A 12,896-nucleotide genomic window follows, 5' to 3' on the forward strand; every position below is an offset into this window, starting at 1 on the left:
GGCCATCATGCCGCTACGGTCGGGCCATGCCGACGCGACACCTGCACGTGCTGCGCCACGGCGCCGCGGACCCCTTCGGCGAGCTCACGGCGGAGGGGGAGCGGCAGGCGGAGCTCGCCGGCCGCCGGCTGGCCGCCCTGCCGGTCGACGCCGTCTGGCACTCGCCGCTGCCGCGGGCCGTGCGGTCGGCCGCGGTGCTGGGCGCACAGCTGCCCGGCGTCCCCGTCGCCCCGGCGGAAGAGCTGGTCGACCACGTGCCGTACCTGCCCGACCCGATGCCGCCCGCGTGGGCCGGCTTCTTCGACGGGTACGACGCCGCCGAGGCGGCCGAGGGCGAGCGGCTGGCCGCCGCGCTCACCGCGCGCTTCGCCCGGCCCGCCGACGTCGAGACGCACGAGGTGCTCATCACGCACGCCTTCCAGGTCGCGTGGCTCGTGCGCGACGCGCTCGCCGCGCCGCCCGAGAGCTGGCTGGGCCTGCCGTACGGCAACGCCGCCCTCACGACCGTCGAGTACCGCGACGACCGCAGCGCCTCCCTGATCGTCTACAACGACATGGGCCACCTGCCGCCCGAGCTGCGCTGGACCGGCTTCGGCCCGGCAGCGCGCCCCTGAACGGGACACTCACTCCGCCGGGACGTTCTCCTCCAGCTCGGCGAGCCACGCGGCGGCGGACGCGTCGGACGGCATGCGCCAGTCGCCGCGGGGCGACAGCGAGCCGCCGGCGGCGACCTTGGGCCCGTTGGGGATGGCGGAGCGCTTGAACTGCGACGAGAAGTACCGCCGGAAGAACACGAGCTCCCACTTCCGGATGGTCGCCAGGTCGTAGGCGGAGCGCTCGTCGTGCGGGAAGTTCGGCGGCCACTCGCCTGCCTCGGCGTCCCGCCAGGCGTGCCACGCGAGGAACGCGATCTTGGACGGTCGCAGCCCGTGCCGCAGCGTCCAGAACAGGGTGAAGTCCTGCAGCGCGTACGGGCCGATGGCGGCCTCGGTGGACTGCGGGGCCTCGCCCTCGCCGGCGGGCACGAGCTCGGGGGAGATCTCCTGGGCGAGGATCTCGCGCAGCAGGTCGTTGGTCTCGGCCTCGAAGCGGCCGGTGTCCGCGACCCAGCGGATGAGGTGCTGGATGAGTGTCTTCGGCACGCCCGTGTTCACCGCGTAGTGCGACATCTGGTCGCCCACGCCGTACGTGCACCAGCCGAGCGCCAGCTCGGACAGGTCGCCGGTGCCGAGCACGATGCCGCCGCGGTGGTTGGCGAGGCGGAACAGGTAGTCGGTGCGCAGCCCGGCCTGCACGTTCTCGAAGGTGACGTCGTAGACCTTCTCGCCCGACCCGAACGGGTGGCCCAGGTCGCGCAGCATCTGCTCCGCGGCGGGCCGGATGTCCAGCTCCTCGAAGTGCACGCCCAGCGACTCCGCGAGCCGGGTGGCGCGGTCCTTCGTCTCGGACGACGTCGCGAAGCCGGGCATGGTGATGGCGTGGATGTCGGTGCGGGGCCGGCCGAGCCGGTCCATCGCCCGGGCCGCGACGATGAGCGCGTGCGTCGAGTCCAGGCCGCCGGAGACGCCGATGACGATCTTCGGCTGCCCGATCGAGGCCAGCCGCTGCTCCAGGCCGGCCACCTGGATCGAGTACGCCTCGTAGCAGTCCTGCGCCAGGCGCTCCGGGTCGTCGGGGACGAACGGGAACCGGTCCACCTTGCGGCGCAGCCCGACGTCGCCCGTCGGCGGGTCGACGGTCCAGGGCACCGTCCGGAACGCGTCGGTGCGGTCGGCGAGCGTGCGGCGGTTGTCGTCGAACGACCCCATCCGCAGGCGCTCCTGGCGCAGCCGGTCGAGGTCGACGTCGGCCACGGAGCGCCGGGCGCCGTCGGGGAAGCGCTCGGTCTCGGCGAGCAGGTCGCCCACCTCGTAGATCATCGTCTGGCCGTCCCACGACAGGTCCGTGCTCGACTCGCCCTGCGCCGCCGCGTACGCGTAGGCGGCCAGCCCGCGGTGCGAGGCCGAGCGCACCATGAGCCGCCGGTCCTCCGCCCGGGCCACGGTGATGGGGCTCGCCGACAGGTTGAGCAGCACCGTCGCGCCGGCCAGCGCCGCCTCGGCCGACGGCGGCACCGGCACCCACAGGTCCTCGCACACCTCGACGTGCACGGCGAGACCCGCGACGTCGGACGCACGGAAGACGAGGTCCGGCCCGAACGGCACCGGCCCGTCGTCGCCGAACGGCAGCGTCACGGTGGCGCCGCGGCGGTCGTCGCCGGGCGCGAACCAGCGCTTCTCGTAGAACTCGCGGTAGTTCGGCAGGTACGACTTGGGCGCGACGCCCAGCACCCGGCCCCGGTGGACGACGACCGCGCAGTTCAGCAGCCGGTTCCCGACCTCCAGCGGGGCGCCGACGACGAGCATCGGCCGCAGGTCGGCGCTCGCCTCGACGATCTCCGCCAGCGCGTCGGACGTCGCCTCCAGGAGCGTGTCCGCGAGGTGCAGGTCGTCGATCGCGTACCCGGACACGCACAGCTCGGGGAAGACGGCGACCGCGACGCCGTCGTCGTGGCACGCGCGCGCCTCGGCGAGGACCGCCGCGGCGTTCGCGCGCGGGTCGGCGACGGCGACGGGGACGGTGCAGGCCGCCACGCGGGCGAAGCCGTGGGCGTAGGCCGAGGAGAAGTCCACCCCCCGAGTGTAGGAACACGGCGGCGCCCCACGAGTCGTGCGGCCGTGCCCGCGTGCGGTCCCGACAGCGCGTGGGGCGCGGGAGCGGGGCTCGCTAGGGTCGGAGGATGCACCTGAAGCCTGCGCGACGACGACGCGCCCTCGTCCTGCTCGCGGCCGTCCTGGGCCTCGGGCTCGGGTTCACCGTCGTGCAGCCCGCCGCCGCGCACGACCGGCTGGTCTCCGCCGACCCGGAGGACGGCGCGAAGCTGGACACCCCGCCGTCGCAGGTCGTCCTGACGTTCAGCGGTGACGTGCTGCCGTCGGGGGCGCAGGTGATCGTCTCCACCCGTGACGGCTCGGTCGAGGGCGAGGTCGCCGTGGACGGCGCGGTCGTCACGGCGGAGCTGCCCGGCGACCTGCCCGCGGGCGGTCACGACGTCGTGTGGCGGGTCGTGTCGTCGGACGGGCACCCGATCGAGGGGGAGCTGTCGTACGACGTCGCCGCCGCGGCGGAGCCGGCCACCGAGGCGACCCAGGAGCCGGAGGCCAGCCCGTCGCCGACGAGCGAGGGCCAGGCCACGGACGCACCGTCGCCGGACGGCGAACGGCCCTCGGGCGACATGACGTCCTCCGCCGGCACCGACGGTCACGAGCACCCCACCGGTGTGCCCGGGGCGGAGCTGGACGAGAACGGCGAGGCGGGCTGGGCCGCGTCGTGGCTCTTCGGCGCGGCGGTCCTCGCCCTCGTCGCCGTCGCGGCGGCGATGGTGCTGCGGCAGCGCCGGATGCGGCAGGAGCTGGACGACCGCGAGCCGCCCGGCGACGGCCCTGAGGACGGCCCCGCCGGCCGCTAGGCGGGATTTGCAGATCTGAGCAAGGCGACGACATCAGTCCGGCTTGCCGGCGTCTCCGCATCGCCTCGGGGCGTTCATCGAGGTGTGCTCACCGTCATCGAGGGACGCGGGCCGAGGACGGCACCGGCTCCGGAAGAGCGGGCACCTTAGGCCGCTCGGGCGCGGCCAGCAGCCTCGACACGATCGACGGGTGGCGTCGAGCGGTGTTCACGACCTGTGCACCGGAGCGGCATCGAGCCAGCTGCGATAGGCGTCGAGGTCGACATTGCTGCCGCACACGATGGTGACGACGTGCCGGCCGGCGAAGCGATCCCGGTCCTCGAGGAGGGCGGCGATGCCGAGCGCGGCCGAGGGTTCGACGACGAGTCCGGCGTGCTCGAGGAGCATGTGCATGCCCGTCACGATGGAGGCCTCTTCGACCAGGACGGCGTCGTCAGCGACCTGGAGGAGGTCATCCAGGACGACGGGGATCGGGCGCCGTCCGGCGACACCATCGGCGATGGTGTCGGTCGGCCCGGTGGTCACGACGCGCCCCAGGTGCCAGGAGCGCGTCATCGCCGGCGCGCCCTGCGGCTGGACGCAGATCACCTCGGCCCCTGGCGCGCAGGACTTCACGATATGACCGACACCGGTGGCCAGGGCCCCGCCGCCGAGAGCGATCAGGACGGCGTCGAACGACGGCAGCGTCTCCACGAGCTCCAGGCCGATGGTCGCCGCGCCCTCGCACGTCTCGATGTCCAGGCTGTCCTCGACCAGGCGGATGCCGTCGAGCCGGGCGACGGCCGCCGCCCGCTCGCGAGCCAGCTCGTGGTCACCGTCCACCAGCTCCAACCCGGCTCCCAGCGCGCGGATGCGGTCGAGCTTGGCCGCCGTCGCGAACCGTGACGCCACGACGGTGACGTCGAGCCCGCGGCCGCGGCCGGACCAGCCCAGCGCCTGGCCGAGATTTCCCGCGCTGGCGCACACGACGGCCCTTTCGCCTCTGGCTGCCAGCTGGCTCGCCACCAGCTCTGTGCCGCGGGCCTTGAAGCTGCGGACCGGGTTCGCCGTCTCGAGCTTGATGCTTACCGTGCACCCCAGGTCGGGCTCCAGCGCCTCGCAGCGATACAGCGGAGTGTCGAGGAAGACGGGGTCGATCACCTCTCGAGCCGCGCGGATCCGAGCAGTGTCGAGGCGCGTGGATGGACGCGTCATGTCCGATGCTCATCTCCTTGGTCGTGGAAGTCGGGCGGGCCGTCTCCTGCGCGATTCAGCGCTCAGAGCGACAGGCTCCAGCGGAATCCGTCCGGATCGGTGAAGTGGCTCGAGTCGGAACCGGCCGCCGGTTCTTGCGGGGCAACGGGGCTGCCGCCGGCGGATTCGGCGGCGGACATGAGCTGGTCGAGGCCCTCCTGGGTCTCCGTGCGGTGGCCCAGCGCCAGTCCGCCCGTGCGGTGGCCAGGGTCGTCGATGCCGACGTCCTTCGCCAGCACGGCCCGCGGCATCAGGCACAGACGCGCTGCTCCCTGTTGTGGCTGGAAGTCGATGTACTTGTTTCCATAGTCGCGGTCGGTTGCCATGCCCAGTGCCTGGTAGAACGTCCGCGAGGCTCGGGGGTCCTTGACGCCGAGGATGATGCTGATCTCGGTGGGCCGAGGAACTGCAGCGGCCTCCCCTGACTTCTTGTTGGAATCGGCAGCCACCTTCCAGATCGAGCCGTCGGGTGCCCGAAAGGCCCCCGAGAACGAACCGAAGAGAGCCTTCTTGGCCGGCTTGAGCACGTGCGCGCCGGCGTGGGCTGCGGCGTCCATCACCGCTTGCACCTCGGCCGGCTGTGCGAGCGCGTAGGTCACGACGTATCCCGGGAACGGTGACGATTCCCCCTCGGATCCCGCGCCAGTGGTCGTCGGCGGTGCCAGTTCGAAGCGGCCGGTGCCGTGCATGTCCACATCAACGGTCTCGGCACTCTCGCTGATCAGCGGGCTGAATGCTGAGGCGTAGAACTCCTTGGATGCGGGGAGATCGCCTGCGAGGGTGACGACGTCCAGGGCGAGCGAGGTCTCTGTGTGACGGGTCTGCTCGTTCACTTGGCGGCCTTCCTGATCAGCCTCTCCAACTCATCCCAGGCGGCCTCGCTCGGCTCGGTCAGGGCGTAGGAGGTCGCCCAGAGACCGCTGTTGTCGTCGAGGTCGGCCTGCACGCTGAACCCGAAGGTCGAGTACCGCTCCTTGTCGCCCTGGCCGCTGCGGAAGAAGCACAGCACCTTCCCCTTCCTCGCATAGCCGGGCTGGCCGTAATACAGCTTCGGCTCCAGGTCCGGGGCGCACGCGGTGACGATGGCGTGAACGCGCCGGGCGAGGGTGCGGTCGGGCTCGGGCATCTGGTCGATCTTCGCCACCAGGGCCGCCTCGTTGGCGGCCGCCTTGTCCGCGGCCTTGCCGTTGCGGCCCTGGGTCTTGAGCTCCGCGGCGCGCTCCCTGATGGCGGCGCGCTCCTGTGCCGACATGGTGTCGCTATCGGTCTGCGGATCGGGACGGGCCGTCTTCTCGGTCATTTCTCTCTCCTCTGGTGGGCTGAGCTCCGGTGCCTTGAGGCTATGGGGAGCACCCCGTCGTGGAACTTCTCGATTCCTGACCGATCCTCCCTGCGCGACGATCAGCCGGCAGGGATCGTGCGGCCGGCCCCCTGGTTCATGGTCGTTCCCCTCCGGGTGGGGTCCGTGGTGATGAGGTGAGGTCGGGTCGGGTACGGATCCGGAGTTCGAGTCCGTCGAGGAAGTAGGCGAGACCCCGGGTGAAGTCCCCGAGCCAGTCGTCGTCGTCGAGGTAGCGGTGGCCGGCCAGCGTCGGGTAGCGGTCCGCGTTCTGCTGCAGGAGGGCCTGCCCGACCTCGCGGTCGTGGTCGGTGATGTTCAGGGTCGCCTCGGTCGAGGCGGAGCCGAAGATCAGGTTGTGCAGCGTCCACATCGCAGCCGACAGCTCTGCGCCGGTCAGGCCGGCGCGGAGCAGGGTGGACATGACCAGCTCCAGCTGGTCGAGATAGCTCGGGCCGAAGCTGGGACGAGACGCCGCCACCGGTGCAACCCAGGGATGCTCGACCAGGGTCGCCCGCCACGCGACCGCGATCGCCTCGATGCACGCCCGCCAACCGTCCGGCTGCGCTCCGGTCGGGGCATCGGTCTCGGCGAAGACGTGGTCCACGGCCAGGTCGATGATGTCGTCCTTGGTCTTGACGTGCCAGTACAGCGACGGGGCCACGACGCCGAGTTGCTCGGCCACGCGCCGCATGGTCAACGACCCGAGCCCGCCGCCGTCCAGGATCTCGACGGCGACCTCGACGATCCGCTCGCTCGTGACCGGTGGCTCGCCGCGTCGGGAGCGCTGCGGACGCAGCCACACGTTCGACGGCTCTGCGTGCTCTTCACGGGGTTCTGGCATCCGATCGCTCTCCTTGCTTCGTCACCGCGTCCCGGTGTGCTGCTAGGTTAATCTAACAGCGTTAGGTACGCATGACCATCGTTAGGGAGACCAGAGTTGAGCACGAAAGACGGAGAAGGATCGTCGGCGCGCTGGTGGACGCTGGCACTGGTGGCGCTGGCGCAGCTGCTGGTGGTGCTGGACGGCACCATCGTCAACATCGCCCTACCCTCGGCCGACGCTGAGCTGGGCCTGGGGGAGGCGAATAGACACTGGGTGATCACCGCCTACCTGCTGACCTTCGGGGGCCTGCTGCTGATAGGCGGGCGCATCAGCAGCACGATCGGGCACCGGCGGGCCTTCGTGATCGGCCTGCTCGGCTTCTCCGTCCCCTCCCTGGTCGGCGGACTGGCATGGAGTGCCGAAGTCCTCATCGTCGCTCGAGCGCTCCAGGGCGCGTTCGCTGCGCTGCTGGCACCCGCCGCGCTGTCCCTGCTCGCCATGTCGTTCACCGAGGCCCGGGAACGGGGCCGGGCCTTCGGCGTGTTCGCCGCTGTGGGCGCGGCCGGGTCCGCGGTCGGTCTGCTCCTCGGCGGTGCGCTGACCGACTTCGCGAGCTGGCGCTGGTGCCTGTACATCAATGTCCCGATCGCCGTGCTCATCGCGATCGGTGCCGCCGTCATCCCGCGGACATCGGCAGTAAGACAGACCGGCCGCATCGACGTCTTCGGTGCGCTGCTCAGCACCGGCGGCATCGCCGCCATCGTGATCGGGATCGGCCAGCTCGACGGCCAGCAGGTCTCGGTACCCGTCGTGGCCGCCCTGATCGGCGGCGGCCTCGTCCTGCTCTTCTCCTTCGTGCTCGTCGAACGCGCGGTGCCCAATCCGATCCTCCCGCTGACGATCCTCGAGAGCTCCGCCCGCGCCGGCTCATTCATCGCCATCGGGCTGATGTTCTCGGCGATGTTCGGCTTCTACCTGTTCATGAGCTACTACATGCAGGCTCAGCTGGACTACCCGCCCCTGAACGCAGGCCTCGTGCTACTCATTCATGCCGTCGCCGCACTGATCGGATCCATGATCATTGCTGGGCGGCTCCTCGGCCGCGTCCCGCCGGCGGCCCTCGTGGTTTCCGGGCTCCTCGCCGCCGCCGCCGGGCTGGCCGTCCTCACGTTCCTCGACGTCCGGTCGACCCACGTCCTGGTCATCTACCTGGTGCCCGCCATGGTGCTGACCGGCCTGGGAATGGGCCTGGTGATCACCGCCACCGCGAGCACCGCGACCGAGGGCGTCGGCGCACACGAGATCGGAGCCGCCTCGGCCGCCTACAACGCCTCCCAGCAGCTCGGTGCCGCGATCGGCGTCGCGCTGCTCAATACCGTCGCGGTCATCTCCAGCACCGCCTATCACGCCACCGAAACGGCGACCGATGACGAAGCCATCGTGCACGGCTACACCACCGCCCTGGCCGTCAGCGCGGGGATCCTGGTCGCCGCAGCGATCCTCGTCGGCATCCTGCTGCGACGAAGGCACCGCGGCTGCGCACCTCACCCGCTTCCTGAGCACCAGACCGAGCCGACCCACGGTTCCTGACCGAGAGGATCACTGATGAACACCCACGAAAAGCTCGACCCTCAGAAGTTCTTCGACGCGTACGCCGCCGCGATGCTCGAGCGAGACGCGAAATCGATCGCTGACCTCTACGCCGTGCCCGCTCTCGTCGAGTTCCCCGGCCAGGCCGTGGCGGTCTCCGACGCGTCCCAGACGGAGCAGTTCTTCGCGGCCTCCTTCGGCCAGTACGAAGACATCTCGGACGTCACCGCTGCCGTCGAGACCATTGCGGACACCAGCCACAGCTCATGGGTCAAGGTCTGTTGGTCCTACGACGGCACATCCGCCGAGCAGTTCATCTACCAGCTCGTCCAGACAGCAGCAGGCTGGAGGATCGCGGTGCTCACGCCTCTCGTCGACGACGAGTCGCCCGAGGTCTCGCCCTCGGGCTCCATCGATCTCGATATCTGAGCCCAGGTCGCACCGGACGCCGAGGCGATGATCGCCGCACCTGCCGCTGCACCGCAAGGAGAAACCGCGAGAAGAGACGGGGGGAGTGTTCTCGTCAGCGTGATCACCGGGTTCCGCGTTGAAGTTCGAGCAGACGGGGCGGGGGCGGTGAACTCGGTGTTGCGTGCCGGGTTGCCTGGCGTGCGTCGATCCGGGCGAGACCGGCGAGACACCTAGCCGGCCAGGCGCGCCCGCCGCCGGGCCGAGGCCACGAGCGCCACGACCGCGGGCACCAGGATCACCGCGCCGACGACGTTGACCGCCTCGAACCCGCCGGCCGCCAGGACCGGTCCGGCGACGGCGGCCGCGGCTGCCCCGGCGTAGTTCATCGCCGCGTCCGAGGCGCCCTGCAGCGGGACCTTGACGTGCGCCTCCACGACGCCCGCCAGCAGGGCGGACGAGCCGATGAGGCTGGCCGACCAGCCCAGCCCGAGCACGAGCAGCGCGACGGCCGTCAGCGTGGGGTTCCCGCCCCCGCCGTGCGCGGCGTGCTCGCCGGTCGCCGTGGTCGTCGCGGCCGTGAAGCCGAGCACCAGCGCGACGGCGAGCAGCCCGATCCCGAGCGCCGTCGTGCGCACCCCGCCGACGCGGTCCGCCAGCCAGCCGAACACGGGGCTGAGCGCGAACATCCCCAGGATGTGCAGGCTGATGACCACGCCGACGATCTCGAGCGACATGCCCGCGTGCTGCATGTGCAGGGGCGTCATCACCATCACGACGATCATCACGGCGTGCGCGCACGCCGGCATGACGACGGCGAACCGCGCCACCGGGTGGCCCCACGCCCACGCGAGGGCCGCCCGCGCCCCGACCCGCTTGGCGCGGGGTGCGCCGTGGGCCTGTTCGAGGGAGACCGGGGCGGGCGCGCGGTAGAGACCGCCGACGACGGCGGCGGCCGCGAGCAGCGCGACGAGCGCGAACAGGAACGGCCCCGCGAACTCCGGCAGCCCGAACGACTGCCCGAGGTCGTCGCCCGGCGCGGTGAGGTTCGGCCCGAGCACGGAGCCGACGGTCGTCGCCCAGACGACGACCGACATCGTGCGCGCCCGGGTCGCGGCCGGCGTGTCGTCGGCGGCGGCGAACCGCGACTGCAGCGTGACCGCGTTCGCCACCCCGAACAGCGCGATCCCCGCGAGCTGGACGACGATCGAGCCGACCGCCGCCGAGACGACGATGACCAGCGCGCCCGTCGCCGCGAGCAGGTACCCGAGGGTGAGCGCGGTGCGCCGTCCCCGCCGGACGGCGAGGTTGGCCAGCGGGATGGCTGCGACCGCGGCGGCGAGCACGCCCGCGGCCTGTGCGAGCCCGGCCATCGACGTGCCGCCGAGCCGCTCGGTGAGCAGGGCGCTCACGGCCGCGCCGACGGCGACCCCGATGCCGCCCAGCGCGTTGCCGAGCACGAGCGCGGTGATGTTGCGGGCGTGCCCGCGGGGTCGGGCGGGGGTGGCGCTCGGGTCGGTCACGGGGTCTCCGGGGCTGGGAACGGGTCGGGGATCGGGCCGTGCGGGCTCTGCAGGCATGAGCCTAGGACCGTCACGGGCGCCGGCTCTCACCGGTCGCGGGCCCGCGAGAGTGGGGCACTTCGGGCGTGTCTGCCACGCCACGCGCGCAAAAGTCGCAGGAATCCGCGGATGTTCCTTAGTGTGTTCCCCGTCCTCCCGGCGCGAGCCGGGGAACGCGTGAACGTGACGACGTGCGGGCAGCGCGCGTCGTGATCCGGAGAAGGGATTCACATGTCGCTCAACAAGTCCGAGCTCGTCTCGGCCATCGCCGGCAAGGCGGAGAACCTGAGCAAGGCGCAGGCCGAGGAGTTCCTCAACGCCTTCCAGGCGGTGCTGGAGGAGTCCCTCGCCAAGGGTGAGGCCGTCAAGGTCACCGGTCTGCTGTCGGTCGAGCGCGTCGAGCGCGCCGCCCGCACCGGTCGTAACCCGCGCACGGGCGAGGAGATCCAGATCCCCGCCGGCTACGGTGTCAAGATCAGCGCCGGCTCGGTCCTGAAGAAGGCCGTCGCCAAGTGATCGTCCGCTGACCGGCGGGACGTCACGTCCGCCGCGTCAGCCGCTCGGAGGCCCGCCGCTCGCCACGTCGCGAGCGGCGGGCCTCCGTCGTCCCCGGGCCCGGCGCGTCAGGACGTGCCGGGCCGCAGCACCGTGACGAGCTCGATCGGGTTGCCTGCGGGGTCGCGCACCCAGGCGACGCGCAGCCGCCCGTCCTGGAACTCGTGCGGCGCCCGCATCACCTCCGCCCCGGTGTCGACGGCGCGCGCGAACTCGGCGTCGACGTCGTCGCACCACAGCACGAGCTCCATCGCCGCGCCCTCGGCGGACACCCCGATGCCGTGCTCCGTGCGGGCGGCGATCGGGGAGGCGACGCCGAGGGTCAGCCCGGGCAGCCGCAGCTCGACGTGCCACGGGTCGCCGTGCGGGGCGTAGCGGTAGCTCTCGGCGAAGCCGAGCGCCCGGTAGAACCCGACGACCGCCTCGACGTCGTCGGCGTACAGATTGACCTGCGTGCCGGTGAACATGCGGTCACGATAGGGCGCCGTCGACCGACTCACCGGCTGCGGTGGCGTGGCGTCTGGATCGAACGGCGTGGAGCCCGGGTCGGCCCGATCGCCTTCCCGGGTTGTTGCGACGAGCATGACGACGAACCCGACGGAGACGACGAGCACGACGAGCACCACGACCGGCGCCGCGGCGGGGCGCGCCGCGCCCCTGTCGCCCCGGCGGGCGTGGCTCGCGCTGGCCACGATGTTCCTCGGCAGCTTCTCCCTGGTGACGGCGGAGTTCCTGCCGCCCGGCGTGCTGACGCCGGTGGCCCACGACCTGGGCGTCACGGAGGGCGTGGTGGGGCTGTCCGTCAGCGTGACCGCCCTGACGGCGCTGCTGACGGCGCTGGGGCTGAGCTCGATGTTCCCCCGCACCGACCGGCGGACGCTGCTGGTGGTGCTCGCGCTGGGCGCGGTCGTCTCCAACGTGCTCGTCGCGGTGGCGCCCAGCATCGGCGTCCTCATGGTGGCGCGGCTGCTGCTCGGGGCCGCGCTGGGCGGGTACTGGTCCATGTCGTTGGTGATCGCGGCGCGGCTCGTCGCGGCGGACCGGGTGGGCAGGGCGATGATGATCGTCAACGCGGGGACGACGGTCGCCACCGTCGCCGGCGTGCCGCTCGGGGTGCTGATCAGCGCGGCGGCGGGCTGGCGGGTCGTGTTCTGGTCGGCCGCGGCGCTGACCGTCGTCACGGCCGTCGCCATGCGCCTCGCGCTGCCGCTCATCGCGCCGACGCCGGGGATCGGCTGGTCGGCCATGGGCCGCGCCCTGCGCTCGCCCGGCGTCGCCGTCGGCGTCGTGAGCATCGTGGCGGTCATCGGCGGGCACTTCGTCGGCTTCACCTACGTGCGCCCGGCGCTGTCGCTGCTGCCGGGCTCCGACGTCGGCACGATCGCGGTGCTGCTCGCGCTGTTCGGCGTCGGCGGGCTGGTCGGCAACTTCGCCATCGGCGCCCTCGTCGACCGGCACCTGCCGGTGCTGCTGCTCGCCGTGCCCGTGGCGATCGGCGTGAGCGTCGCCGCCGTCGGCCTGGCCGCCTTCGCCCCGGTGCTCGCCTACCCGGCGGTGGTCGTGTGGGGCGCGGCGTTCGGCGGCGTGCTGAACGTCGTGCAGGTGTGGATCACCCGGGTCCTGCCCGACCAGGTCGAGGCGGGCAGCGGGCTGGTCGTCGCCGGGTTCCAGACGGCGATCATCCTGGGCTCCGCGGTCGGCGGGGTGGGCGTCGACGCCGTGGGCGTCGGCTGGGCCTACCTGGTGGCGGCCGTGGTCGCCGTCGCCGGCGGGATCCTCGTGCGCAGCACCCTCACGCGGGCGTCGGCCCGCGCCGCCCGCTGAGGCCGGGGCCAGCCGCGGCCCCGCCCACCACGTCCACCTCGCCCGCCGGCG

Annotated in this window: 13 protein-coding genes; 6 read left to right on the plus strand and 7 right to left on the minus strand. The window is 72.2% G+C overall.

Annotated features, from left to right (window positions below):
- Positions 1-26: 26 nt before the first annotated feature.
- Complete coding sequence (locus IEW03_RS17125; protein WP_188524920.1) at positions 27-614, plus strand: histidine phosphatase family protein; 588 nt, start codon at positions 27-29, stop codon at positions 612-614.
- Positions 615-623: 9 nt separating this feature from the next.
- Here IEW03_RS17125 and IEW03_RS17130 read toward each other — a convergent pair whose 3' ends face one another.
- Positions 624-2,672 carry an NAD(+) synthase gene (locus IEW03_RS17130; protein ID WP_188524921.1) on the minus strand — a complete coding sequence of 683 codons (2,049 nt, stop codon included), beginning with the start codon at positions 2,670-2,672 and terminating at the stop codon, positions 624-626.
- A 107-nt stretch (positions 2,673-2,779) separates the two neighbouring features.
- Between IEW03_RS17130 and IEW03_RS17135 the strand changes: the two genes are divergently transcribed.
- Positions 2,780-3,508 (plus strand): copper resistance CopC family protein, encoded by a 729-nt coding sequence (locus IEW03_RS17135; protein WP_188524922.1) that lies wholly within the window; start codon positions 2,780-2,782, stop codon positions 3,506-3,508.
- Between the two features lie 207 nt (positions 3,509-3,715).
- Here IEW03_RS17135 and IEW03_RS17140 read toward each other — a convergent pair whose 3' ends face one another.
- The 4 genes from IEW03_RS17140 to IEW03_RS17155 form a co-directional block, all read right to left on the minus strand.
- Positions 3,716-4,702 (minus strand): threonine ammonia-lyase, encoded by a 987-nt coding sequence (locus IEW03_RS17140; protein ID WP_188524923.1) that lies wholly within the window; start codon positions 4,700-4,702, stop codon positions 3,716-3,718.
- A 62-nt stretch (positions 4,703-4,764) separates the two neighbouring features.
- On the minus strand, positions 4,765-5,574 hold the full coding sequence (locus IEW03_RS17145) for a VOC family protein (RefSeq protein ID WP_188524924.1): 810 nt from the start codon (positions 5,572-5,574) through the stop codon (positions 4,765-4,767).
- On the minus strand, positions 5,571-6,041 hold the full coding sequence (locus IEW03_RS17150; protein ID WP_188524925.1) for a DUF1801 domain-containing protein: 471 nt from the start codon (positions 6,039-6,041) through the stop codon (positions 5,571-5,573). Before IEW03_RS17150 ends, IEW03_RS17145 begins: the two co-directional genes overlap by 4 nt.
- Before the next feature lie 136 nt (positions 6,042-6,177).
- A complete protein-coding gene (locus IEW03_RS17155) occupies positions 6,178-6,924 on the minus strand; it encodes a TetR/AcrR family transcriptional regulator (protein ID WP_188524926.1) in 747 nt (248 codons plus the stop codon).
- A gap of 96 nt (positions 6,925-7,020) precedes the next feature.
- Here IEW03_RS17155 and IEW03_RS17160 point away from each other — a divergent pair, with 96 nt between their 5' ends.
- Complete coding sequence (locus IEW03_RS17160; RefSeq protein WP_188524927.1) at positions 7,021-8,496, plus strand: MFS transporter; 1,476 nt, start codon at positions 7,021-7,023, stop codon at positions 8,494-8,496.
- A gap of 15 nt (positions 8,497-8,511) precedes the next feature.
- A complete protein-coding gene (locus IEW03_RS17165; protein ID WP_188524928.1) occupies positions 8,512-8,925 on the plus strand; it encodes a DUF6841 family protein in 414 nt (137 codons plus the stop codon).
- 212 nt (positions 8,926-9,137) lie between these two features.
- On the opposite strand, the gene IEW03_RS17170 is transcribed toward IEW03_RS17165, so the two are convergent.
- Complete coding sequence (locus IEW03_RS17170) at positions 9,138-10,427, minus strand: MFS transporter (RefSeq protein ID WP_229738392.1); 1,290 nt, start codon at positions 10,425-10,427, stop codon at positions 9,138-9,140.
- Positions 10,428-10,697: 270 nt separating this feature from the next.
- On the opposite strand from IEW03_RS17170, the gene IEW03_RS17175 reads away from it, so the two are divergent.
- Entirely contained in the window at positions 10,698-10,982 is a 285-nt protein-coding gene (locus tag IEW03_RS17175; RefSeq protein ID WP_188524930.1) for an HU family DNA-binding protein, read from the plus strand.
- Between the two features lie 107 nt (positions 10,983-11,089).
- Here the strand turns inward: IEW03_RS17175 and IEW03_RS17180 are convergent, their stop codons facing one another.
- On the minus strand, positions 11,090-11,488 hold the full coding sequence (locus tag IEW03_RS17180) for a VOC family protein (protein ID WP_188524931.1): 399 nt from the start codon (positions 11,486-11,488) through the stop codon (positions 11,090-11,092).
- Between the two features lie 115 nt (positions 11,489-11,603).
- Here IEW03_RS17180 and IEW03_RS17185 point away from each other — a divergent pair, with 115 nt between their 5' ends.
- Positions 11,604-12,845, plus strand: a complete 1,242-nt coding sequence (locus IEW03_RS17185) for an MFS transporter (protein WP_188524932.1) — start codon at positions 11,604-11,606, stop codon at positions 12,843-12,845.
- Positions 12,846-12,896: the final 51 nt, after the last annotated feature.

Source organism: Isoptericola cucumis, assembly GCF_014635665.1.
GTDB classification, from domain to species: domain Bacteria; phylum Actinomycetota; class Actinomycetes; order Actinomycetales; family Cellulomonadaceae; genus Isoptericola; species Isoptericola cucumis.